21 protein-coding genes and 1 tRNA gene are annotated in these 23,669 nt (G+C 70.8%); 13 read left to right on the forward strand and 9 right to left on the reverse strand.

Annotated elements, in window-relative coordinates; genetic code table 11:
• Positions 1-97: 97 nt before the first annotated feature.
• Positions 98-1,255 carry a hypothetical protein gene (locus ACFP2T_RS02535; RefSeq protein ID WP_377416783.1) on the forward strand — a complete coding sequence of 386 codons (1,158 nt, stop codon included), beginning with the start codon at positions 98-100 and terminating at the stop codon, positions 1,253-1,255.
• Positions 1,256-1,319: 64 nt separating this feature from the next.
• Here the strand turns inward: ACFP2T_RS02535 and rsmI are convergent, their stop codons facing one another.
• Positions 1,320-2,180 (reverse strand): 16S rRNA (cytidine(1402)-2'-O)-methyltransferase, encoded by an 861-nt coding sequence (gene rsmI, locus ACFP2T_RS02540; protein WP_377416785.1) that lies wholly within the window; start codon positions 2,178-2,180, stop codon positions 1,320-1,322.
• Positions 2,181-2,264: 84 nt separating this feature from the next.
• Here rsmI and ACFP2T_RS02545 point away from each other — a divergent pair, with 84 nt between their 5' ends.
• The 4 genes from ACFP2T_RS02545 to ACFP2T_RS02560 all read left to right on the forward strand — a co-directional run bounded on the left by ACFP2T_RS02545 (position 2,265) and on the right by ACFP2T_RS02560 (position 9,456).
• Entirely contained in the window at positions 2,265-3,974 is a 1,710-nt protein-coding gene (locus ACFP2T_RS02545) for a dolichyl-phosphate-mannose--protein mannosyltransferase (protein WP_377416787.1), read from the forward strand.
• Positions 3,975-4,900: 926 nt separating this feature from the next.
• Positions 4,901-6,742 (forward strand): maltose alpha-D-glucosyltransferase, encoded by a 1,842-nt coding sequence (treS, locus tag ACFP2T_RS02550; RefSeq protein WP_377416788.1) that lies wholly within the window; start codon positions 4,901-4,903, stop codon positions 6,740-6,742.
• 250 nt (positions 6,743-6,992) lie between these two features.
• The gene (locus ACFP2T_RS02555) at positions 6,993-8,516 is read left to right on the forward strand and encodes an outer membrane protein assembly factor BamB family protein (protein ID WP_377416789.1); all 1,524 of its coding nucleotides are present in this window, start codon (positions 6,993-6,995) and stop codon (positions 8,514-8,516) included.
• Between the two features lie 112 nt (positions 8,517-8,628).
• Complete coding sequence (locus tag ACFP2T_RS02560; protein ID WP_377416791.1) at positions 8,629-9,456, forward strand: SGNH/GDSL hydrolase family protein; 828 nt, start codon at positions 8,629-8,631, stop codon at positions 9,454-9,456.
• A 93-nt stretch (positions 9,457-9,549) separates the two neighbouring features.
• Here ACFP2T_RS02560 and ACFP2T_RS02565 read toward each other — a convergent pair whose 3' ends face one another.
• The gene (locus tag ACFP2T_RS02565; protein ID WP_377416793.1) at positions 9,550-9,780 is read right to left on the reverse strand and encodes a GntR family transcriptional regulator; all 231 of its coding nucleotides are present in this window, start codon (positions 9,778-9,780) and stop codon (positions 9,550-9,552) included.
• Positions 9,781-10,109: 329 nt separating this feature from the next.
• On the opposite strand from ACFP2T_RS02565, the gene ACFP2T_RS02570 reads away from it, so the two are divergent.
• Genes ACFP2T_RS02570 through ACFP2T_RS02580 form a run of 3 tightly spaced genes read left to right on the forward strand, consistent with a single transcriptional unit; the run spans position 10,110 to position 12,720 of the window.
• Complete coding sequence (locus tag ACFP2T_RS02570) at positions 10,110-11,120, forward strand: ABC transporter substrate-binding protein (protein WP_377416795.1); 1,011 nt, start codon at positions 10,110-10,112, stop codon at positions 11,118-11,120.
• A 12-nt stretch (positions 11,121-11,132) separates the two neighbouring features.
• Positions 11,133-11,924, forward strand: a complete 792-nt coding sequence (locus ACFP2T_RS02575) for an ABC transporter permease (protein ID WP_377416797.1) — start codon at positions 11,133-11,135, stop codon at positions 11,922-11,924.
• A gap of 16 nt (positions 11,925-11,940) precedes the next feature.
• Positions 11,941-12,720 carry a class I SAM-dependent methyltransferase gene (locus ACFP2T_RS02580; protein ID WP_377416799.1) on the forward strand — a complete coding sequence of 260 codons (780 nt, stop codon included), beginning with the start codon at positions 11,941-11,943 and terminating at the stop codon, positions 12,718-12,720.
• Between the two features lie 40 nt (positions 12,721-12,760).
• On the opposite strand, the gene ACFP2T_RS02585 is transcribed toward ACFP2T_RS02580, so the two are convergent.
• On the reverse strand, positions 12,761-12,991 hold the full coding sequence (locus tag ACFP2T_RS02585; RefSeq protein WP_377416801.1) for a hypothetical protein: 231 nt from the start codon (positions 12,989-12,991) through the stop codon (positions 12,761-12,763).
• Positions 12,992-13,287: 296 nt separating this feature from the next.
• Here ACFP2T_RS02585 and ACFP2T_RS02590 point away from each other — a divergent pair, with 296 nt between their 5' ends.
• The 3 genes from ACFP2T_RS02590 (at position 13,288) to ACFP2T_RS02600 (ending at position 14,947) form a co-directional block, all read left to right on the forward strand.
• A complete protein-coding gene (locus ACFP2T_RS02590; protein ID WP_377416803.1) occupies positions 13,288-13,740 on the forward strand; it encodes a GNAT family N-acetyltransferase in 453 nt (150 codons plus the stop codon).
• A gap of 146 nt (positions 13,741-13,886) precedes the next feature.
• Complete coding sequence (locus tag ACFP2T_RS02595; protein ID WP_377416805.1) at positions 13,887-14,141, forward strand: TetR/AcrR family transcriptional regulator C-terminal domain-containing protein; 255 nt, start codon at positions 13,887-13,889, stop codon at positions 14,139-14,141.
• A gap of 263 nt (positions 14,142-14,404) precedes the next feature.
• Positions 14,405-14,947 (forward strand): hypothetical protein, encoded by a 543-nt coding sequence (locus ACFP2T_RS02600; RefSeq protein WP_377416807.1) that lies wholly within the window; start codon positions 14,405-14,407, stop codon positions 14,945-14,947.
• A gap of 264 nt (positions 14,948-15,211) precedes the next feature.
• Here the strand turns inward: ACFP2T_RS02600 and ACFP2T_RS02605 are convergent.
• The 6 genes from ACFP2T_RS02605 to ACFP2T_RS02630 all read right to left on the reverse strand — a co-directional run bounded on the left by ACFP2T_RS02605 (position 15,212) and on the right by ACFP2T_RS02630 (position 22,315).
• Positions 15,212-15,288, reverse strand: a tRNA-Ala gene (locus ACFP2T_RS02605).
• A 132-nt stretch (positions 15,289-15,420) separates the two neighbouring features.
• A complete protein-coding gene (gene sepX, locus ACFP2T_RS02610; RefSeq protein WP_377416809.1) occupies positions 15,421-16,254 on the reverse strand; it encodes a divisome protein SepX/GlpR in 834 nt (277 codons plus the stop codon).
• 206 nt (positions 16,255-16,460) lie between these two features.
• Positions 16,461-17,105 carry a GNAT family N-acetyltransferase gene (locus ACFP2T_RS02615; protein ID WP_377416811.1) on the reverse strand — a complete coding sequence of 215 codons (645 nt, stop codon included), beginning with the start codon at positions 17,103-17,105 and terminating at the stop codon, positions 16,461-16,463.
• A 61-nt stretch (positions 17,106-17,166) separates the two neighbouring features.
• Positions 17,167-18,489 carry a molybdopterin molybdotransferase MoeA gene (locus tag ACFP2T_RS02620; protein WP_377416813.1) on the reverse strand — a complete coding sequence of 441 codons (1,323 nt, stop codon included), beginning with the start codon at positions 18,487-18,489 and terminating at the stop codon, positions 17,167-17,169.
• Between the two features lie 22 nt (positions 18,490-18,511).
• Positions 18,512-19,468 (reverse strand): UTP--glucose-1-phosphate uridylyltransferase, encoded by a 957-nt coding sequence (locus tag ACFP2T_RS02625; protein WP_377416815.1) that lies wholly within the window; start codon positions 19,466-19,468, stop codon positions 18,512-18,514.
• A 9-nt stretch (positions 19,469-19,477) separates the two neighbouring features.
• Entirely contained in the window at positions 19,478-22,315 is a 2,838-nt protein-coding gene (locus ACFP2T_RS02630) for a diguanylate cyclase (RefSeq protein ID WP_377416817.1), read from the reverse strand.
• A 100-nt stretch (positions 22,316-22,415) separates the two neighbouring features.
• On the opposite strand from ACFP2T_RS02630, the gene ACFP2T_RS02635 reads away from it, so the two are divergent.
• Positions 22,416-23,030: a 5-formyltetrahydrofolate cyclo-ligase gene (locus ACFP2T_RS02635; protein ID WP_377416819.1), complete on the forward strand. Its 615-nt coding sequence runs from the start codon at positions 22,416-22,418 to the stop codon at positions 23,028-23,030.
• Between the two features lie 131 nt (positions 23,031-23,161).
• Positions 23,162-23,590 (forward strand): FmdB family zinc ribbon protein, encoded by a 429-nt coding sequence (locus tag ACFP2T_RS02640; protein WP_377416821.1) that lies wholly within the window; start codon positions 23,162-23,164, stop codon positions 23,588-23,590.
• The last annotated feature ends 79 nt before the right edge of the window (positions 23,591-23,669 follow it).

A 23,669-nucleotide genomic window follows, 5' to 3' on the forward strand; every position in this document is an offset into this window, starting at 1 on the left:
AAAGATCCGCTCTCATCTGCCAATATCCGACTGTTTTGCCGCCGACACGCGCGCCGGGCTGCCTCCCCGAGCCGTCCCCCCGGTGTCCAATGGACCGGTGACGGGCAGCTCAGGTGGGCAGCGACCAGCAGAAACGCACCCTCCCGAGGCCGATCCCGCCGTGCCCACCGAGGCCCGAGCCCGGGGCGGTACCGAGCCGTCGACGGAGCCGCCGGCACCGGGCCGGGCCGAACCGCAGGCCGCGGACGTGCCCACGCCAGCCGCGGACGTACCCGCGCCAGACGTGCCGGTGCCGGACGACGCCGGGCCGCCCGCCGGAGCGGTACCGGGACCGGCGCCCGCGCAGAGAGCGGCGGTCCAGCCGGCGGCCGGGTACGAACCCGCGCCGCTCGGGCCGTTCGGCGGCGCCTCGCCGATGGTCGGCTCGCCGTGGGTCAGCGCACCGGGCACGGTCCCGGGACCGTCCGGCATCGAGGCGACCACCGGCGCGCCGCTGACCATGCTTCCCCAACGGGCCCCGAGGGTCACCGTACCGGCGGATTTCGCGGGTTGGGACGGTCCCACCACGTCGATGCCGACGGCCCGGCCGGGCTCGGACCCGAGCGTCGACGAGGACGACGGCGAGGACTTCTGGCTGCCGATCGAGGAGGTCCACTGGGACGGGACGCCGGTCGCGCCCACGCCCCGGACCTGGTACGGCCGACCGAAGAAACCGGCCGCCGAAGCGGCGCTCCCCCGCCCGCCCAGGCCACCGAAACCGCAGCGGGATCCGGTGCTCGGGCTCGCTGGCGTGATCCTGTTCTCCCTGCTCGCCAGCTTCTTCGCCTGGGTCAGCGCGGAACCGCTGTGGCTCGCCGTCGGCCACGGGGACGTCGGCACCGCGACCGTGGCGAGCTGCACCGGCCGGGGACTCGGTCAGCACTGCCGGGGCGAGTTCACCGCGGCCGATGGCCTGTTCAAGGCCCGGGACATCCGGCTGGTGGGTGTCGAGGGAGGTGGCCGGAAGGTCGGCGCCGAGGTGGCCGCCCGGATGATCAGCGCGGACAGCCAGAAGGCGTACGTCGGCGCGGGCACCGGCCCGCTGCACCTGCGTTGGTCGCTGGGCCTCGGGGTGATCCTGCTCTGTAGCACCGGGGTCGGTTGGGCCACCGGCGCGCTACGCCTGTCCGAGCGGCGGTACCGCCGTCCGGCCGCCCTGATCAGCCTGGCCGGGCCACTGCTGCTCACGGTCGGCTTCCTCGCCGCCGCCTACTGAACGCGCCGCCCTGTACCCCGCCTACCGAACCCGCCGCCCACCGATGGCGGCGCTCCGTCGCTGGTCAACGTGTCGTGGGCGGATGCACGACGGCGTAGACGTCCCGTCGGCGCAGGCCGTACTCGGTCGCGATGGCGGCGATCGCGTCACGCCGGGACGTACCGGTGGCCTCCAGGTCTGCCACCGCGGCCCGCAGGTCGACGTCGGCCGGGGGTGGGGTGGCGACCACCGGGGCGCCCGCCACCACCAGAGTGATCTCGCCGCGCGGCTCGCCGGTCGCGGCCCAGCTCGCCAACTCGCCGAGCGGGCGGCGGAGCACCTCCTCGTACGTCTTGGTCAGCTCTCGGCACAGCGCCGCCGGTCGCTCGGCACCGAATGCCCCGGCCAGGTCGGCGAGCGCGCCGGCCACCCGGTGCGGCGCCTCGAAAAAGACCAGGGTGCGCTCCTCGGCGGCGAGGGCCCGCAGCCGGGCCCGGCGCGGGCCGCCGGTCCGGGGCAGGAAGCCCTCGAAGCAGAACCGGTCGGTGGGTAGCCCGGAGAGGGTCAGCGCGGTGGTCACCGCGCTCGGGCCGGGTGCCACGGTGACCGGCACGCCCGCGTCCAGGGCGGCCCGGACCAGCCGGTAGCCAGGGTCGGAGACGCTCGGCATCCCGGCGTCGGTCACCAGCGCGACGAGCGCGCCGTCGAGGACGGCGGCGACCAGATCCGGGGTACGCCGTTCCTCGTTCCCCTCGAAGTACGAGACGATCCGGCCGGGGATGACGATGTCCAGATCGCGGGCCAGCCGGGTGAGCCGGCGGGTGTCCTCCGCGGCGACGACGTCGGCCTGGGCGAGGGTGTCCCGCAGCCGGGTCGAGGCGTCGCCGGGATTGCCGAGCGGCGCACCGAGCAGGACCAGCCGGCCGCTACCGGGCGTTTTTCCCACGAACTGACTCCTTCATCGATGCATGTCATCGCACATAGCGAGCGTCGTGCCCCGTTTCACACCATGGCAGCCTACGATCACGGGGTGACTCTGGCGTCGACAGCGCAGACCGAGGGCCCGGCGATCGCCGGGCCGCCGACAGGTCCCGTCGTCGAGGTGACCTCGCACACCTCCACCGGGCCGCCCGCGACCGACCGTTCCGACCGTCCCACAGGCGGAGTTCCGGCGATCATCAGACGCCGGTTGGCGCCGTTCGACGCCCGGCTCGACGGATGGTCCTGGCTGGCCACGGCGGTGGTCGTGTTGATCGCCGGCATCCTGCGCCTGGTCGGTCTGAGCAATCCGAAGGGCAAGATCTTCGACGAGCTCTACTACGCCACCGACGCGCACAACCTGCTGCTCCGTGGCATCGAGTGGGACGAGAAGAACAACACCGCCGCGTACGTTGTGCATCCGCCGCTCGGCAAGTGGATGATCGCGGTCGGCGAGCGGATCTGGGGCTACAACGAACTGGGCTGGCGCTTCTCCGCCGCGATCATCGGCACCCTCTCGGTGCTGCTGCTCGTCCGGATCGCCCGCCGGATGTTCCACTCGACGGTGCTCGGCTGCGCCGCCGGCCTGCTGATGGCGCTGGACGGCTTCCATCTGGTGCTGTCCCGCACCGCGTTGCTCGACATCTTCCTGATGTTCTTCGTACTCGCCGCGTTCGGCGCCCTCGTGGTGGACCGGGACGTCCGGCGGGCGCGCTGGCTGCGGGCCGTCGAGGGCGGCATGGATCCGAGCCGTTCGGGTCGCCGGCACCGGCCGCCGTTCCGGCTCTCCGACGGGGTGCCCTGGTGGCGACTGCTCGCGGCGGTGATGCTCGGCTGCGCCTTCGGGGTGAAGTGGAGCGCGCTCTACTTCATTCCGGCGTTCGCGCTGCTGGTCGTGCTCTGGGAGGTCGGTGCCCGGAAGTCGGTCGGGGTACGCCGGCCGTGGCGGGACACGTTCCTCGACGAGATCGGCTGGCTGTCGATCGCCGGGGTGCTGATCCTGGTCACCTACCTGGCCACCTGGTCGGGCTGGTTCCTCAGCGACAACGGGTACTTCCGGAACTGGCGGGCCGATACGGGCCAGTCCAGCATGCCGATCATCGGCAGCCTGCAGAACCTCTACCACTACCACGTCGAGGCGTTGAAGTTCCACGCCCAACTCGACGACAAGCACGTCTACCAGTCCTGGCCGTGGCAGTGGCTGCTGCTCGGGCGACCGGTCGCGTTCCACTGGTCGGACCAGGGCGCCTGCGGGGCACCCAGTTGCGCGTCGGAGATCCTGCTGCTCGGCACCCCCATCCTGTGGTGGTCCTTCCTGCCGGCACTCGCCGCCCTCGGTTGGCTCGGCATCGCCCGGCGGGACTGGCGGGCCCTGGCGATCCTCCTGCCGGTGGCGGTCGGGCTGCTGCCCTGGTTCTGGTTCGCGCTGGACGGCCGGACGATGTTCTTCTTCTACGTCGCACCCGTCGTGCCGTTCATGATCCTCGCGGTGACCTACGTGCTCGGGGCGATCACCGGTCCGGCCCGGGCACCGACGCCGGTAGGCGCCCGAGGTGGCAGCGGTGATCCAGCCACCGGACCGGCCGACGACGACTCGGCCGGGCGGGTGAGCGACCGCCGGATGATCGGCGCGATCGTGGCGGGCACGTACGTGCTCCTGGTCGCGATCTGCTTCGCCTACTTCCATCCGATTTTCGTCGGACAGCTCCTGCCGTACGCGGACTGGTCCACCCGAATGTGGCTCGGCAACCGCTGGATCTGATCCACCGGTCGGCACCCGTCGCCATTGCCCACTGATCGGCGACCGTCGGATCTGACCCTCGACAGCGACCTCCGATGACCGGCGGTGATCTTCGGTTCGGGATCGCGGTCCTGCCGACGGATGCTCGACGGGGCAGGCGTCCGCCCGCCTCCCGCAGGGAACCTCCGTCGTGCCCGCGTTGTCACCGGAAACGGGGGGCGGCCATGCCGTCGGCGCCGCGCCTGGCCGGGGAGAGTGCGGGATCCACCGTGGACGGCGGGTGGTCGCCGTGCTGTCGCCGCCACGCCGGATGTTTGTCACCGCCACGCCGGATGTGTTGTCACCGCGACGCCGGATGCACTGTCGCCGCGCCGCCGATGCACTGTCACCACGCTGTCGCCGCGACGCCGATGCGCTGTCGCCGCGACGTTGGCCTGCTGCTCAGTGCCGTGTCGGGCGGGGATGGCGGCGGAGGTCGGCCGGGGCGGAAGGGCAGCGCCGAAGGGCCGGACAAAGGTGCGCGCCCCGATCGCCTGCCACGGGGGAAGCGGGCGATTGGGGCGCGCACCAAGGAGCTTAACCACCCTGCATCAGCGGCACAACGGGTGGTGTTAAGTCAGATTTCCGACCGACGCACCGCCTACCACAACGGGCATATCGGGCACAGGGCCCGGACGGGCATCAGCTACCCGCGCGGCGGTCGACGCCGAAGCCGCACAACAGCGCGAGTGCGCCATTTCGGCTCACATTTCATCCGGTCCGGCCCGGCATTCGTCGGCATGGTTACAAATTTGTTGCCGTTACCGCTGATCCATTTCCCCGTTTGACGCCGTAGAACGGGCGGTGAGCCGCCGCCATCGGTGCCGGTGTTCTCTCCCCGCGTTTCCCGCGGGTTCCCACACCACGTACCCGCGGGAACTTCCCCCCTCGCAACCCGGAGGAGAGTCATGTCCGATCTAGCTGAGCGGGTAGTGCCGCCGTCCGTACCACCCGACGAGCCGGCGGAGCGGCCGGCGACCCAGGTCCGGCGCCGCGCCCGGGAGTTGCCGGTCGAACCGGAGTGGTACAAGCGAGCGGTCTTCTACGAGATGTTCGTGCAGGCGTGCTTCGACGCCAGCGGAGACGGCTACGGCGACCTGCCGGGCCTCACCTCCAAGTTGGACTATCTGCAATGGCTCGGCGTCGACTGCCTGTGGCTGCCCCCGTTCTACGACTCACCGCGCCGGGACGGCGGCTACGACATCCGCGACTACCTGCTCATCTCCCCGGACTACGGAACGTTGGACGACTTCGTCACGCTGGTCGACGAGGCACACGCCCGTGGCATCCGGGTGATCACCGATCTCGTGCTGAACCACACCTCGGACACCCACGAGTGGTTCCAGCGGTCCCGGCAGGACCCGACCGGTCCGTACGGTGACTTCTACGTATGGCGGGACACCGACACCGAGTACGCCGGGGTGCCCGTCATCTTCTGCGACACCGAGCCGTCCAACTGGACCTTCGACCCGGTCCGCCAGCAGTTCTACTGGCACCGGTTCTTCGCCCACCAGCCCGACCTGAACTACGACAACCCAGCCGTACAGGAGGCCATGCTCGACGTGGTGCGGTTCTGGCTGGAACTGGGTATCGACGGGTTCCGGCTGGACGCGATCACCTACCTCTACGAGCGGGAGGGAACCGACTGCGCCAACCTTCCGGAGACGCACGCCTACCTCAAGCGGCTACGGAAGACGGTCGACGACGAGTACCCGGGCCGGGTGCTGCTGGCCGAGGCGAACCTGTGGCCGACCGACCTGGTCGACTACTACGGCGACCCGGGCGTCGGCGGCGACGAGTGCCACATGGCGTTCCACTTCCCGGTGATGCCCCGGATCTTCATGGCGGTACGCCGCGAGTCGCGCTACCCGATCTCGGAGATCATCGCCCAGACCCCGCAGATTCCCAGCGGCTGCCAGTGGGGAACCTTCCTGCGCAACCACGACGAACTGACCCTGGAGATGGTCACCGACTCCGAACGTGACTACCTCTACAACGAGTACGCCAAGGACCCTCGGATGCGGGTGAACACCGGCATCCGGCGTCGGCTGGCTCCACTGGTGAACAACGACCGGAACCAGATCGAGCTGTTCACCTCGCTGCTGCTCTCCCTGCCCGGTTCACCGGTGCTGTACTACGGCGACGAGATCGGCATGGGCGACAACGTGTGGCTGGGCGACCGCAACAGCGTCCGTACACCGATGCAGTGGTCGCCGGACCGCAACGGCGGCTTCTCCAAGGCCGACCCCGGCGCGCTCTACCTGCCGGTCAACCAGGGCCCGGTGTACGGGTACCAGGCGGTCAACGTGGAACGTCAGCTCGAACAGCCGGCGTCGCTGTTGCAGTGGACCCGACAGATGATCGAGGTACGTAAGCAGCATCCCGCGCTGGCCATCGGCTCGTTCCGCGACCTCGGTGGCAAGAACCCGACCGTCCTGGCGTTCCTGCGTGAGTACGAGGGCGAGGGCGAGGAGCGGGTCGGCGCCGAGGTGGTGCTCTGCGTCCACAACCTGTCCCGGCATCCGCAGCCGGCACAGCTTCCGCTGGGCAGCCGGTTCATCGGGCACCAGCCGGTGGAACTGACCGGCCAGACGCCGTTTCCACTGATCGGCGCCCGCCCGTACCAACTCACGCTGCCGGGCTACGGCTCGTTCTGGTTCCGGATCACGGTCAAGACGCCGAGGCCCCGGACCAGCTCGGAGGCGCGAGGACGCGCGGGCAGGAAGGTCGAGTTGCTCCCGACGGGCTGAACCGGAGCTTGACCCGGGCGTGACCTGGCTGACCGGGCGTGACCGGTAGCCCGACCCGGCCGGCCCGCCCCGGGACGTCCGCCGCCGCCACGGCGGCGCCGTTCCGGGGCGGGCACGCCGCCGCCGATCGCGCGGTTCGATCGACGGCCGCGCGCGCCAGCGAGGGTCGAGAGGAAGGTCTTTAAGTCGACATTGATTTGACCAGGTGAGCCGCCTGTCGGTCATGCTGACTCGTGGGCACACTGTGCCGGTGACCACACCTCGGCACGGGCCGCTGGGCACCGCGGGTGCCCGGTTCGGCGTATTCGCGCTGGTCGTCGTACTCGGTGGCACCTCCTGTGACTTCGGTGGACCATCGACGGACAATCCGGGGCCGCACTGGTCGAGCGGTCAGAGTCCCGCCCCGGATACGCCAGCCAACCCTGCCCGCTTCACCGGATGGTCGGATCCGGCGAGGGTCGGGCAGCCGTACGGCGACAAGGTGCCGGGGCTGCTCACCTTCCGGGGCAATCCGACCCGGACGTACTACGGCTCGGGGCCGGTGCCCCGGAAGACGCCGGTCCGGGACTGGCAGTTCCCCCGTAGCGGTGGACTCTGTGGGGAGTCGACCGACGAGAAGGGCACCCGGGTCTGGTGCGGTACCGGCTGGACCGGCCAACCGGCGGTGTTCGAGCGGAGCGGGCGGACCTGGGTGGTCTTCGGCGCGTACGACCATAAGATCCACTTCCTGGACGCCGAGAGCGGCGAGCGGATCCTGCCCGACTTCCCGACCGGAGACATCATCAAGGGCTCGGTCACCGTCGACCCGGACGGGTTCCCGCTGGTCTACTCCGGATCGCGGGACAACTTCTACCGGATCCTCGCCATCGACCGGGGCACGCCGACCGAGCTGTGGCGGCTGTCGGCGAAGGCGGTCTCGCCGACGATGTGGAACGACGACTGGGACGGTGCGGGGCTGATCCTCGACGACCACCTCTTCCTCGGCGGCGAGAACAGCCAGTTCCACATCGTCAAGCTCAACCGGCGGTACGGAGCCGGCGGCAAGGTAACGGTGAAGCCGAAGCTGGTGTTCAACGCCCCCGGCTGGGACGGCCGACTACTCCGGGACCTCGACGACCGGATGGTCTCCATCGAGAACTCGGTCGCGATCCACGGCGACGTGGTCTACTTCGCCAACTCCGGCGGTCTGGTGCAGGGCTGGGACATCAGCGGGCTGAAGCAGGGGCGCAAGCCCGAGCGGGTGTTCCGGTTCTGGACCGGCGACGACACGGACGCCTCGATCGCGGTCGACGAGGCCGGTGCGCTCTACGTCGGCTCCGAGTACGAGCGCGGTACCGCCCGCTCGAAACGGGTCGGGCAGATGATGAAGCTGGACCCGAAGCGCGGCGCCGACCCGGCCGTCTGGCACGTCGACGACCGCGCCCGCCGGCCCGCCGGGATCTGGGGCTCCCCGGCCCTGTACCGCGACCTGGCGATCTTCGACACCCAGGGCGGTGAGGTGCTCGGCGTCGACCGCACCAGCGGCGCCGTACGGTGGCGGTTCAGGCTGCCCGGTCCGACCTGGCAGTCGCCGGTGGTCGTCGACGACGTACTGGTGATCGGGGACTGCGCCGGTTTCCTGCACGCGTACGACATCGCCGACACCGCCGCCGCGCCGAAACCGCTCTGGAAGCTCAGGCTCGGCGGCTGCATCGAGTCCACTCCGGCCGTCTGGCGTGGCCGGATCTACGTCGGCACCCGGGCCGGGGCGTTCCACGCGATCACGCCACGCTGACCCCGGGTACGCCCGCACGACCCGCTAGCGAAAGAAATCTACACAGCCACTTCCGCGCGCCGTAGGTATCTGCCAACCTGACATCAACCCTCACCGATGTCAGGAGGCAACCATGTCGCTGCGTCGTCGTCCGGTTCCGCTGCTAGCCGCCATCGCCGTACCCCTGCTCACCGCAGTCGCGGTCGGCGTGGCCGCCGTGCCCGCCCAGGCCGCAGCCACCACCTACACCGCGCTCGGCGACTCGTACGCCTCCGGCACCGGAACCCGGGAGTACTACCCCGACAGCGGTTCCTGCCAGCGGTCCCGGCACTCGTACCCGGTCCTCGACGCCGCCCGGCTCGGTGCCACCCTCACCTTCCCGGCCTGCTCCGGCGCGACGGTCGCGGGAGTACTCAACGGGCAACTGGGCAGCCTCAACGCCGCGACCAACTACGTCACGGTCACCGCCGGCGGCAACGACATCGGCTGGTCGTCGGTGGTCGTGCAGTGCTCGCTGCCCTGGCCCACCAACTGCTGGCCCCAGATCGACAACGCGGAGAACCAGATCCGCAACACCCTGCCGGGCCGGCTGGACCAGCTCTACTCCCGGATCCGTACCCTCGCGCCGAACGCCCGGGTGGTGGTGGTCGGCTATCCCCGACTGTTCAACGGCGAGGAGTGCAACATCATCGCTCGGATCTCCCCCGGCGAGCAGGTCGAACTGAACGCCGCGGCGGACCTGCTGGCGACGACCATCGGGACCCGGGCCGCCGCGCACGGCTTCGGCTTCGTCGACGCACGCGGCCCGTTCACCGGCCACGCCGTCTGTGACGACGTCGAGTGGCTCAACGGCACCTCCAACCCCATCGGCGAGTCGTACCACCCGAACCGGGCCGGGCACGTCGGGTACGCCGGCATCGTGGAGCCGGCGTTGCGCGGCTCGACGGCGCGGAAGCACTGACCGCTCCGTACGGGCAAATCGCTTAAGACGAGGTTGGCCTGGGCGGCCGGTTATGACACCATTACGCAAACCGGCCGCTCAGTCCGAAATGCTCTAGTCCGGGGCCGGTGCGACGTACACGCCTCGACCTTGATGGCCTTGCAGCACGCCGCGCTCCTGTAGTCGCGCGAGCGCCTGCCTGACCGTCGGGGCAGAGCATTTGTACTGTTCGGTCAGCTGACTTATTGACGGTAGTTGGTCACCCGGACGCAGTTCAGCCTTCTCGATCTTCGTTTCGATCTCGCGCATGATTCTGCGGTACACGGGCACGGCAGGTTCAGGCATACCAGGTGCTCCTTGCGTAGGCACCCCTATCTGATCATGGCCTGACCTGGCTTTACAAGCAAACTCGGCAAGCAACGTTGACTTGGATTGCTTGGCAATCTAGGTTTGCCGGCGAGGCACGGGGGCCTCCCCCTTGCGTAGGCACCAAGGCCGGGCCCCCCGACGCTTCCCTCCCCGCCGCGCGACCGAGGACGACGCGATCCGCGATCCATCGTGGTAGTCCGATGCTGCTGCGGCGGGGAGGCTTCTTCTGCCTGCGAGAACCCCCGTCCGATGCAGCTTGGATTACTAGGCTTACTAAGTTAGGAAACGGGATGCCAACATCGGTAATGACTCGCCGAAGTCTCCTCGTCGGTGCCGCCGCCACCACCGCCGCGGCAATGACAGCGTGTGACAGCGGCAGCGGTGGCAAGGCCAGTTCCCGGCAGACCGAAAAGGTCACGATTCTGACCGGAGTGGGTTTCCAGGGCCGCGAGGCGCCGATCTTCGTCGCCAGGGAGAAGGGCTGGTTCACCGAGGTGGGCCTCGAGGTCCAGGCCCTTCCCGGCAAGGGCACGACGGACAACCTGAAGAACCTGGTCGGCGGGCAGGCCACCTTCGCCACCCTGGACGTCAGCGGCGCTCTGATGGAGTACACCAAGCCGGGCGGGATCAAGAACTTCCGGCTGACCTCCGTCCTGCACCAGCGGAACCTCGCCTGCTTCATCGCTCTCAAGAGCAGTGGCATCAACGGGCCGCGGGACCTCGCCGGTAAGACGCTCTCGTACGTCCCGGGCGGGATCAACCACCTCCTCTTCGCCACCTACGCGCAACTCGCCAACTTCGATCCATCCAAGATCAAGTGGGTCAACGCGGGTCCGCTCCAGCACGCGGCCCTGCTCGCCGAACGCAGGGTCGATGCGGTCAGCCAGTTCGTTCCGGCCGTGGACTCGGTCCGGGCACTCGCGAAGCAGCCCATCACCGTCCTGCCCTTCACGGACTACCTCACCGACCTGCACGGCTCCGCCGTCGGCGTGACGGCCGACACCGCGCAGAACAAGCCCGACCTCGTACGCCGCTTCAACAGCGCCCTGCTGCGCGGGCTGAAGTACGCGATCGACCACCCCGACGAGGCTGGCCAGATCTACGCGGCCCAGAAGGAGACCCAGGGTCAGAAGCCCGAGGCGGCAGTCTCCGAGCTCAAGGGTCTGGTCGGATACATCGAGGGCATCGCCGACGCCCCGCTCGGACACTTCGACATGTCGCGGGTAGCCCGCAACATCGCCATCCTGCAAGGAGCCGGAGCGGTCCCCGCCGGCCTACCCCCGACCGACATCGTCCTCACCAACCTGGCCGGGTAGGGCTGCGACCGGATGGCACGCCGCGCGGGTAACGCCGTCGAACGAGGCGGACGGAGGGTCCTGTCGATCGTCGGAGCACCGCTGCTGGGCACCGCCGGTTTCATCGCCGCCTGGTGGGCGGCGGTCGCGTCCCTGCAGATCGCGCCCTACCTCGTGCCGGCGCCACCGGCGGTGGTGGCCGCCTTCGGGCGGCTGCCCGGCTACCTGTTGCAGAACGCCTGGGTCACCCTGGTCGAGGCCCTCACCGGTTTCGGCCTCGCCATCGCGACAGCGGTGCTGGTCGGGACCGCGCTGGCCGCTTCCCGCGGCCTCGAACGGGCGCTGTATCCGATGCTGCTGGTGCTCAGCGCCATACCCAAGCCGGCGCTGGCACCGCTACTGCTCGCGATAGGAGGGTTCGGCCAGGGGCCCAAGGTCGTCCTCGTCTGGCTCATGTGCTTCTTTCCGGTGGTGTTGGCGACCTCGGCAGGGTTGACCACCACTCCGGCGGAACTCGCCGAACTGGCCCGCACGCTCTCCGCGTCGCGATGGGCGACGTTCGTCAAGATCCGGCTGCCGGCGGCGCTGCCGCAGATCTTCGTCGGCCTCAAGACCGCCCTGCCACTCGCCATCATCGGCGCCGTGGTCGCCGAACTGTTCGGCGCCGTGGCGGGGCTCGGCTACGTGATCCAGAACGCCGGCACCGATGCGGCGCTGGCATTCGCGGCGGTCGCCCTGCTCGGCACCATGAGCGTCACCCTGTTCTACGTCCTCGCCGCCATCCAACGCCGCATCGCCCCGTGGATCCCCCACACCACCGCCTGACCCCTGGGAGAGATTCGTGTCGACCACGTACGTCTTCAAAGACGCCGAGACCGAGGGCGGCGCCATGCTGCGTCACCTGGCCGGCATGTACGACCCGTTCAGCGAGCGGCGGCTCGGCGACGCCCGGGTGGCACGGGACGCACGTTGCCTGGTGATCGCGGTCGGCGCGAGCACAGTCGCCGCCACCCTCGCCGGCCTCGCACCGGACGGGGAGGTGATCGCCACCGACGTCGACCCGAAGCACAGCAGCGCGGATCCCCGGGTCGACCTCCGGCAGCACAACGTGGTGACCGACCCGCTGCCCGGGACCTTCGACCTCATCCACGCGCGGCTCCTGCTCGGACACCTCCCCCAGCGGATCGAGGTACTCGGGAAGCTGGCCGACGCGCTCAACCCGGGTGGCGTGCTGTTGATCGAGGAGTTCGAGGGGAGCTGGAGCACCAGCGTGCTCGCCAGCCCGGACCCCGACGCCGACCGGCTGTACGGCGCGTACCACGACGCGTTCCAGAGCGCGCTTCGCGCTTCGGGGAACGATCCGGCGTGGAGCCGGCGGGTCCACGGCGCGATGCTCGACCTCGGTCTGGAGGTGGACACCGAGGGTTACACCGGCACCTGGGCCGGCGGCACCCACGGATGCCTCCTTCCCCGGGCCACCGCCGGCGCCATCCGGGAGAAGCTCGTCGCGGCCGGAATGGCGGAAGCCGACATCGACGCGTTCCGCCAACTCCTCCTCGACCCGCGACTGAAGGTCAAGGGCAACCTGGCCCTGTCCACCCTCGGGCGTCGCCGCCGCTGACCGCCTGCGGCATCCAGCGTCCCCCTCGGCGGGGGAGCGGCTATTCGGTCATGCCGATCGGGTCGGAGCGTACGAAGGTCAGCGTCCAGATGCCGTCCGGTGTCTGCTCGGGCTTCAGCTCGTATAGGTGGTCCGCGCCGGGCAGGCCGGGTGTGTCGTCCCGGGTGCTCAGAATCCACCGCTGTGGCGGTCGACCGCCGGGAGCGGCCGGCAACTCCCGCGCGGTGCCGTCGGCGGGTCCGCCGACGAAACGCACCGTCACCGTCTGCATGGCCCCATGTTATGGCGGCTCATTACCGCGTACGGGAGATCAGGCGCAGTCCGGAGCGGCATGCCGACGCGACAGGAGCCCGTGCGACCTTGGCTACTCCCTGTCGTCGTCCCGCTCCTCGGGGGCGGCCGTGACGAGTTGGCGCGCGATAGCGGCTGCTGCGCGACTGCTCGGTTCATGATCTTGCTCCGTGCCCGGTTCCAGCGGGCCACTGGAATACTTCGGCCGTGGATACGAGTACGACAGCGGATGGGATACGGCCAGGCCAGGTGCCCGGCATCGGGTCGGGCCGTCCCATGGGATGGGCGCTACGTCCTGCGGAACCGGCCGACGTCGAGGTGATCGCGGAGCTGCGGGCGACGGTTATGCGCCCGGACCTGGAGCGGTTGGGTCGGTTCGACGAGCACCGGGTCCGGCAGCGGGCCCGAGATTCCTTCTCCCCGCAGCACACGTCGGTCATCGTGGCCGACGGCGCCTTCGCGGGCTGCGTGACGGTGCGGCCAGCCGTCGAGGGCGGGCGTTGGCTGGAGAATTTCTATCTCGTCCCCGGGCTCCAGGGCCGGGGGCTCGGTTCGGCCGTCCTGCGAACACTCCTGGACCGGACCGATGCCCTCGGCGTGCCCGTCCGGCTACAGGTCCTCCAGGGCAGCGCCGCCCGGCGGCTGTACGAGCGCCACGGGTTCACCATGGAGGTCCAAGACCCGATCGACGTCTACATGGTTCGACGGCCGGGTGTGGTCAGGCGATGATGGTTGCGGCCAGGGGTCGAGCATCGGGTCGCCGTTGCGGGCGAAGGCAGCCTTCACCGCCTTCACGGCGGTGAGTTGGCTGTGGAGGATGAGTGCGTTGCGGCCAGGACGATCGACTGGAAGATCCAGGTCAGCACCTGACCCCAGTGATTGCCGGACAGGTTGAGCCCGGCCAGGACCACCATGACGGCGGCGATGCCGAGGAACGGATCCGCGACACCATGACCCAGGCCAGCGAGACCGCGATGCAGTTCCCACGGCTACGTGCCCGCCTCGAATCCGCGGCAGCCGCCGAGTACGGTGCCGCACCCGACGACAGCTTCGAGTTCGGCCTCCGGGCCATCTTCGACGGCCTCGAAGCCCAGTTCGCCGCCCGCCGCGCACCGGCCGTCCAGACGTAGAGCACGCAACGCCCGTGTGGTCGACCGCCATCGGAGGTGACCAGGACCCGGAACGAACGAGGCCGCCGAACTGTTCTCCCAATTCAGCCGCCCGATTCATTAATGTCCTATTGATCTCCGCACCGCAGGCGGCACCGCCCTCTCTTAGGCTGCCCGCCGCCCGGCACGCGCTCTGCCCGCAGACCGCGCGGCCCCTCAAAAGTAGGCACGCTGAGGCAACATTTGGGGGAGGCGGGTTGAGATGTCGACGGTACTCTTAGCATATGAAATCGCGAATTGCCGCCAGCGTGTATTTATTCGCGATGGCTGGGGTGGTCACGATCGCCCTGACTGGGTGTAGCGGTGGCAACGGCACGGACGGTGCCACGGCGTCGCCCTCGGTGAATTCGGAGGATGCCCAGCGAGAAGTGGCCTTCAGGTTCGCGAAATGCATGCGGGAAAATGGAAACCCGAACTTCCCGGACCCTGTTAAGGACGTCAAGGGTAATTGGACCTCTCCGGCAGGCACCGTTGCGGAAGAGCCGCCAGCAGCATGCAGTGAGCTGGCCAGAACGCTGAGAGCCTACGGAATCGACGAGGAAAAGAACGTCGGCGAGGACATGGCGAAACTGGTCGAATTCGCGAAATGTATGCGTGAAACGTACAAAGATTTCCCCGATCCGGACGCCAGGGGTGACTTCAACCTTCCGGCAAGCCTTGTCGACACCTTCAATACTCGACGTCAAGGCAACCGCCCCGAAGCGCCGTGCGAGGAACACATTCCTCCGGGACATGAACTCAGCTACGTCATACCGGAATCATCTTGATCCGTAGAGGAAGATCTCACACCGGTCAGTACTTTGGCAGACCTGGCGCAGAGCCGCCGGGCACTCCAGCCTGCGGATAACCCTGGAAGCCTACGTGCACTGGTGGCCGAAGAAGGATCGCCGCCGGAACATCATCAGCACCGCGCTGCGCGACGCAAGCGTCGAGCGCCAGGTCACCCCAGAGATCCAAGATCCACGCTGATCCGGACCAGATCTGGTCCGATCGATCTTGCTGCCAGCGTTTCCGCTGGTCAACGGTATTTCTGGTGGAGCTGAGGGGATTTGAACCCCTGACCCCCTCGATGCGAACGAGGTGCGCTACCAGTCTGCGCCACAGCCCCTTGCCGACTCGCCGAACGTCCACCCGCCAACAGGGTTGGCGAAGCGAGCCGGCGCCAAGGCTAACAGGTCGGCCGCCCCGGCCGCGAACCCGCCCCCGCGCGGACCGCACGACAATCCGACCGGGCCAGGCGTCACTGCCCCGCGGTCGGGCCCCGACCGGCCTCGTAGGGACGTCCGCGTAGTCCGCCGGCCCGACGGTAGGAGACCGAGGCCGCGGCCCGGCCGCCGCCACTGGCCGCCGGTGGCAGGTCGGCGTTCCGGTTCATTCCCAGCGCGGCCCGACGTACCATCTCGCGCTGGGCCGCGAGGCGGCGCTGCGCCTCCCGGCGGGCCTGCGCCCGACGGGCCTGCGCCCGGCGTACCTCCGCCTGGCGGGCGGCCAGCCACGCCGCCTCCCGGGCCTCCGCGCGCCGCCGCCGGCGGTCGGCGATCGCCCGACCCCGCAGGTGTACGAGGTACGCGCCGAGCAACGAGCCGGTGACCGAGAAGCTGATCCAAAAGCCCGGACTGACCACTACCACCCCGATCAGCTCGACGAGGTTGAGCAGCAGCAGAGCGGCGAAGACCCGACGTCGCCGGTACACCGCCGGGGTGTGCCGGGCCGGTGGGCGTCGACGCCGGGCCCGTCCCGCGTTCTGGGGTACGGCGCGCAGCCGTCGGGACCGCCGGGTTGACGCAGGTGGCCCGGAGACCGGCGAGTCCCCGGCGGCCGGGTCCGCAGCCGGCGAGCCGGCGGGTGGCACCTCAGCACGGAGGGTGACGATCCGGGAACGAGACGGATTCATCGGCTTCCGTCCCGGGACACTGCGACGGCGCCGACGGCGCTGGAGCACCCGCGCCGTCGACTGCGCCCGCTCCGCCGCCAGCCGCTCGGTGGCGTCGTACCGGCGGACCAGTGCCGGCGCGAGGGCGAGCAGACCGGCTGCGGCGAGGACGGCGAGGAGCACCGAGGCCGGCACCCTCATCCCTCCCGTCACCCACGTCGGGCAACCGACCGGACCGCAGTCCCCCGACGATGCGATCACGGATCACGGCTCGCGGAGATCATGCGGGTTCGTCCGACGTTGCCGCACGTCCTAGTTACTTCAGGTTACGGGGGCACACCAGGAAAATCGTGCGGCGCGCCGGCCGACCAGCGGTCGGTAAGATCAACAGGGATCGTCCGGCACGCTCACGAAGCGGCGGTACGCAGGCGGTGCCACCGGGCCAGCAGGCCACCCTCACCCGCGACGTCCTCGCTGGTCATGGCGTAGCCGATGTGGTCACGCCAGGCTCCGTCGATGTGCATGTAGCGGGGGTGGTACGCCTCCTCGCGGAACCCCAGCTTCTCGACGACCCGCCGGGACGGCCCGTTCTCCGGCCGGATGTTGACCTCGATCCGGTGCAGCCCACCCGGGCCGAAGCCGTGGTCGACGGCGAGCGCCATCGCGGTGGGGATGACACCGCGTCCCGCCACCCGACCGTCCACCCAGTACCCCACGTACGCCGAGCAGAAGGCCCGACGCACGATGTTGCCCAGATTGAGGTGCCCGACCAGCCGCTCCCGGCCACCCGCCTCGACCAGGCACACCGCGAACGGCATGCTCTCGCCGCGGCGCGCCTGTCGGCGCTGGTCACGGTGCACGAACCGGAACGCGGCCGGCGAGTTCAGTTCGTCCCAACGACCCGGCGGGGACGACTCCCAGGGCGCCAGCCAGGACTGGTTGACGCAGCGCACCTCGGACCAGGCGGCCGCGTCCGACCGCCGGTACGGCCGCAGCAGCACCGGTCCGTCCCGCAGTACGACCGGCCAACCCGGCGTCACGGTGAAGTTCACGGCTGTTGTCCCCGTTCGCGCGGCAGTGCCGGTACCCACCTCGTCGACGACCGGTCGGGCGTCACCGGCGCCGGTCCAACAGCAGTACGTCCACGGTGGAACCGGCCGCCGCGCTGGTCACCCGCTCACCGAGCACCACCAGGCCGTTGGCCTCGGCCAGCCCGGAGAGCGTGTACGGGCCACCGCGCAGCGGCTGGACGGTGTAGCCGCCGCCCCGCCGCTCCGCCACGTGCGCCGGCCGGAACTCGCGCAGCCCGGCCGGCGACGAGACCGTCTCCAGCAGGTGCGCCCGGACACTGGGCCGGAACACCGGCTCGGCGCCGGCCAGCAACTGGATGGCCGGACGGGCCAGCACCTCGAAGCCGATCAATGCGGCACCGGGCTCACCGGGTAGACAGACCACCGGCACCTCCTCGGCTCCGACCGTACCGAATCCGAGGGCGCTTCCGGGATAGAGGGCAACCTCCATGAAGGTCACCGGGCTGGCCCGGCCGCCGTCCCGCCGGGACAGCACCCGCCGGATCATGTCACCCGGCCCGGCGCCGGTGCCACCGGTGGTGATGATCAGGTCGGCGCGCAGGGTCTGGTCCTCCAGCAACCCGCGCAGCCCCTCCGGATCGTCGTCACAGATCCCGACCCGGTACGCCAGCGCACCCACCTCGGCCGCCGCCGCGGTCAGCGCGTGCGAGTTGATATCCACCACCTGACCGGGCTGGCTGCCCCGGCCGACGTCGACCAGCTCGTCGCCGGTCGCCACGATCACCACCCGGGGGCTGGGTCGGACCACGACGTGTCCGATGCCCGTCGCCGCGAAGACCGCGACCAGGGCCGGGGAGATGTACGAGCCGGACCGGGCCAGCAGCGTACCGGCGGGCAGCTCCTCGCCGGCCCGGCGCAGCCCGTAGCCGCGTTTCGGGGTCCGGAAGATCTCCACCGCCGCCATGCCCTGGTCGGTCCACTCCACCGGCACCACCACGTCGGCGGCGATCGGCAGCGGCGAACCGGCCGCCACCGAGAAGCAGGCGCCCGGCGTCAGTCGTACCGGGCGCCAGCTCGCCGCCCCGAGGTCACCGACCACGTTCAGGCGTACGGGCCGGGGGTCGCCCAACCGGCTGGGGCCGTAGCCGCCGCCTCCGGCCGCGGCGGCCCGTCCCGCGCCCGAGATGTCCTCCCACCGGGCCGCGTAGCCGTCGATGGCGGCCTGGTCGAACGCCGGGTACGAGTGCGGCGCGACGACATCCTCGGCGAGCACGTTTCCGTACGCCTGGGTCAGGTCGAGGTCGAGCGGTGGAAGCGCCCGCAGCCTGCGCAGCACGCTGCCCAGGTAGTCGGCGAGCGGCGTCAGCTCGTTGGCGGCCGCCTCGGCACCGGCCGTCGCTGTCACACCGTCACCTCACCGCGGGCCGTCATGTCCGGCGGCCGGCGTCGGAGGCGACGAACTCGCCCAGCCACTGCCGGAACTCCGCTCCAAGATCATCGCGCTCGCAGGCGAGTTGCACCACCGTCTGGAGGTAGCCCAGGGGCATGCCGGTGTCGTAACGAGTGCCGCGGTAGACGATTGCGTGCACCGGCGTGCCCTCCTTCAACATCAGACTCATGGCGTCGGTCAGTTGGATCTCGCCACCGCTACCCCGGCCGGTCCGCTGGATCGCCTCGAAGATCCCGCTCGGCAACACGTACCGGCCGAGGATCGCCAGGTTGCTCGGCGCGTCCTCCGGCTTCGGCTTCTCCACCAGCCCGGTCACCTCGACCACCTCGCCGAGGTCGGACAGCTCCGGGTCGGCCGGGGCGACCGACGCGATGCCGTACCGCTTGGTCTCCTCCGGGGGCACCTCGAAGAAGGCGAGCACGATTCCCCCGGTCCGGGCCTGCAGGTCGAGCATGGCCGGCAGCAGCGGTTCGGAGAGGTTCACGAACTCGTCGCCCAGCATCACCGCGAACGGCTGGTCCCCGACGTGCGTCTCGGCGTACCCGACGGCGTGGCCCAGGCCGAGCTGTTCGGGCTGGCGGCAGGTGTAGATCTGGGCCAGCTCACCCGGCCGACGCACCGCGGCCAGCAGCTCCGGATCACCCTTCTCCTCCAACCGCGCCTCGAGGTCGGGCCGGCGGTCGAAGTGGTCGACCATCGCGGTCTTGCCCCGGCCGGTGATCAGCAGCACGTCGTCGATGCCGGCCTGCGCGGCCTCCTCGACGATGTACTGCAGCACAGGGCGGTCGACCACGGGCAGCAGTTCCTTCGGCACCACCTTGGTGGCGGGCAGGAACCGGGTGGCCAGGCCGGCGGCCGGGATGACGGCTTTCGCCGCCCGTCGTCCGGTCGTCGACGTTGAGGGGTTAGCTGGGGTCGCTGCGTGCTCCGGCATGTCGCGAGACTATCGGCCACGGACCTGGCGCGGCGGTTGTGGCCCGGATAACGCGCCGTCCGGGCCGCTGCCCGCGTCGACCGGTCCGCTTCCCCCCGCTCGTCCCGGGGGCGTGGACCGGACGCCACCGGACCCCTGATCCGATCGCTCGCCGCCCGAACCCCGATCCGGGCGGACGCCACCGGGCCCCCGGCCCGACCACACGCCGCCCGGGCCACGCTCCGCACCCGAACTCCGGGCCGAGCCGTCACCCGCCCAGGGCAGCCCGTCGTCCGGTGACGCGGCGCCGACCCGTACCGGGATCTCCTCCGACACCGGCCTGCCGCCCGGCGTGGCCACCCGATAGGTGTCCCGGCCCGCCGCCTTGGCCGCGTAGAGCGCCTCGTCCGCCGCGACCAGCAACTGCGGGCCGGTGGCGGCGTGGTCGGGATAGACGGCGACGCCGACCGAGACGGTGACCGAGACCTGGGCCCGGACCGGAGCGATCACCCCGGGCCGGGGCCTGATCGCGATCGGGGTCTCCCGGACGGCCGCGCCCAGGCGTTCGGCCACCGTCGCCGCGCCCCGGGCGTCCGTCTCCGGCAGCAGCACCACGAACTCCTCGCCCCCCTGCCGGAAGGCAAGATCGACCTCCCGCATCGCGCCACGGATCCGCGCGGCGAACTCGGCCAGCACGGCGTCCCCCGCCGCATGCCCGTAGGTGTCGTTGACTTCCTTGAATCTGTCCAGGTCGAGGGCGAGCACGCTGAGCATCCGGCCGAACCGGCTGGCCCGCTCGATCTCCCGCCGGACCGACTCCTTGAGATAGCGGTAGTTCCACAGCCCGGTCAGCGGGTCGGTCAGCGACAGCCGCTGGGCCTCCTCGTGCACCCGCACGTTGTCCACCGCCACCGCGGCATGACCGGCGAAGGTACCCAGGGTGACCAGATCGGCGTCGTCGAACTCGTCCGACCCGAGCCGGTCGTAGAGGGCCAGTACCCCGACAGCGGACTGCGGGTCGCCCGGACCGGCGGCCGGGCTGCCGGCCATTCCCGCGTACCACGCGCCGGATCCGAGGGCTCCGGCCGAGAAGCGGGCAGCGGCCGCGGGGCGCAACGGCAGGGTTCCGCCACCGGTACCCGACGGTTGCGCCACCGCCGTGCCGACCGGCGCGGGGGCCGAGAACGGGACCGCGACGTACGTCCGGCAGTGGGGTTCGTGCGCGTACAGCGGCGGCCCGTCCCGGTCCAGCCTTCCCCGGCGCGGCTCCCTGGTGGCCGCTACCGTGCCCAGCAGTCCACCGCCGAGGGGAACCCGCAGCTCCGGCTGACCGGGGTGGCCCGGCCGATCGCCGCCGGCCGGACTGCCCTGCCTCGGCTCACGACCGTCCAGCCCTTCGGCGCACTGGCTCACCAGGATCCCGGTGCCGGGATCGAGCAGCAGCACCACCCCGGCCCGGGCACCGGTGGCCGCCATCGCGGTCCGCAGGATCACCTGGAAGATCCGATGTAGGTCGTGGGTGCTGGCCAGCGTGTCACCCAGCACACTGAGCTGGTCGCGCAACTGGTGCCGGCTGATGACCAGCGCCCGCAGATAGGACTGGGTATCCCGGGTCATCCGGTTGAAGCTGTCGGCCAGCCGACCGACCTCGTCCGGTGCCCGGACCGGCACCCGGGCCGCGAGGTCCCCGTCGGCGACCCGATCGGCCGCCCGGGCGAGTTCGGCCAGCGGTCGGGTGGTCGAGCGGGCCAGCCGCCAGGCGGCCAGCGCCGCGAGAGCCCCGGCGAGCAGCACGCCGATACCGAGGGATCCGTACCGGGCCGTCGGCGGGTTGCGGGGTACCGACAGCACCAGCGGCAACGGCTGACCGGGCGAAGGGCCGACCCGGCGTACGTACCGGCCGCCCTCGGCCCGGACAACCATGTCCCCGGAGATCCGCCGCGCGGCTTCGAGCACCCCGGCCCGGGCACTGGTCGACTCGGTGCTCTGCGACTCCACCTCCGGCGACATCTCCGGCGACTCGACGGCCACGGATCCGGCATCCGCCGTGGGGACGGCGCCGGACGGGTGGCCCGGACCCGACGGCGGGACCACGCCCGGGACGGCTCCCGACGGCGAAACTCCGCCCGGGGCTGCCCCCGACGGCGGGACCTCGCCCGGCGCGGGGCCGACGCCCGGTGATCCGGGGCCGGACGACGTACCCGATCGCGGGCCTGCGGCCGGTGGCGCGGCGGAGAGTGGTCCGAGGTCCGGCGGCGCGCCGATGCCCGGCGGCGTTCCGCCGACCGGCGGCGGTGCGCTGTTCGGCGGCGGTGGGCTGTGCGGCAGCGGCCCGGCCCCCGGCACGGTCTCGGCCGGTTCGGGCCCGCCCCGCATCAGCGTCACCGCGGTTCCGCTGGCGGCGGCGAGCCGCCGGACGAAGGCGGCGTCCAGGACCTGGGCGGCCCATACCGCGCCGACCACCGCACCGAGCCGGTCCCGGAGTTCCACCCGCACCGCGAGAGCGCGCAGCGCGGAGTCGGTGGCGGCCGGACCCGCGCACGACACCCACGGCCGGGGCGGCGCCCCCGGGGTGACGAACGCCGCCACCCCGGCCGGATCGGTGATCAGGACGGCGCCGGCCAGTCCACGTGCCACCATCTCGGTGGCCGCGCCGGCCCGACTCGTGGGATCGGCGAGCAGGGCGACGGCGCCGGCCGTGGCGTGCAACTGTTGACAGAGTGCGCTGATCGAGGTCCGGACGGTGCCGGCGGCGAGATTGAGGCGGTCCTCGGACTGGTGACGGCTGATCGTCGCCACGGTGCCGGCGACGAAGAACGCGCCGAGCAGGACCGGCCCGAGCACCACGGCGAGGAAAGCTGTGGTCAAGCGTCCGCGCAGCGTCACTCATCCCCCCGGAAGCTCCGCACCCGATGCTGCGATGCTGACCCAACCGATTGGTTAACCGGTGTCACCGCGGGAGTGTTACGTGCCGGATTTTTCGGATGAAGGTATCGGTCCGGCCAAGGCCGCGCTCCGGGTCCGGATGCTGGCCCGCCGCCGGGCGCTGTCGCCGCAGGTACGCCGGGTCGCGGCCGAGCGGATCCAGGCCGAGTTGATCGCCCTGGTCCGGCGGGTACGACCGGATCGGATCACCGGGTACGTCCCGGTCGGCTCCGAACCCGGCGGGCCGGACCTGCCGGACGCGGTGGCCGGGGCGCTCGGTCCGGGGGGCCAGTTCCTGCTGCCGGTGCTCCGCCCGGATCTCGACCTGGACTGGGCGCCGTACGGCGGACCGGGCTCCCTGGTCGTGGCGGGCCGGGGACTGCGTGAGCCGGCCGCCGAGCGGCTCGGTCCGGCCGCCATCGGCACCGCCGAGCTGATCGTGGTGCCGGCGGTGGCCGTGGATCACACCGGCCTGCGGCTGGGCCGGGGCGGTGGCTCGTACGACCGGGCGCTGGCCCGGACCGACGAGAACGCGCTGACCGTGGCCCTGCTGTACGACGACGAGGTGATCGACTCCGTTCCGCGCGGACTTCATGATCGTCCGATCCGTTCCGTGATCACTCCGTCCGGCGGGTTACGAATGCTGATCTCCGATTGAGGTCCGCCCCGCACCGATGCCCGGCCAGGGTCAGCCCCGACACTTTCGCTGGACGAAAGCGGGTACGATGCCGCACCATTGGCACTCGGATACGTCGAGTGCCAACAGGCTTGCAAGATCCGGAGGGATACGTGCCCACCTACCAGTACGCCTGCACCGAGTGCGGCCACCAGCTCGAGGCGGTGCAGTCCTTCACCGACGAGCCGCTGACCGAGTGCCCGGCGTGCGAGGGCCGGCTGCGCAAGTTGTTCAACTCGGTCGGCATCGTGTTCAAGGGCTCCGGCTTCTACCGCACCGACTCCCGGGCCAACGGCTCGGAGGGCGGCACGGGCGGCTCCGCGGCGGCGAAGTCCGACTCCGCGAAGGGCACCTCCGGCGGCAGCGGCGGCGGCGACTCCAACTCGTCCTCGTCGAGTGGCGGCGGCTCCGGTTCGACCTCCAGCGGGGGCAGCGGCGACAGCGGCGGAGGATCCGGCTCGGCAAACGGCTCGACCAGCAGCAACGGGTCGGCCGGCAAGTCGAAGGCGTCGACCTCGTCGTCCTCGTCCAGCACCAGCTGACCCCCGCGCCGGCACGGTTATCCACAGGCACCCGGGTTATCCACAGGCGGCCGGCTCGCGCCCGCCGTCCAGCCCGGTC

It is taken from the genome of Plantactinospora solaniradicis (assembly GCF_042658085.1).
In the GTDB taxonomy this organism is placed as follows: domain Bacteria; phylum Actinomycetota; class Actinomycetes; order Mycobacteriales; family Micromonosporaceae; genus Plantactinospora; species Plantactinospora solaniradicis.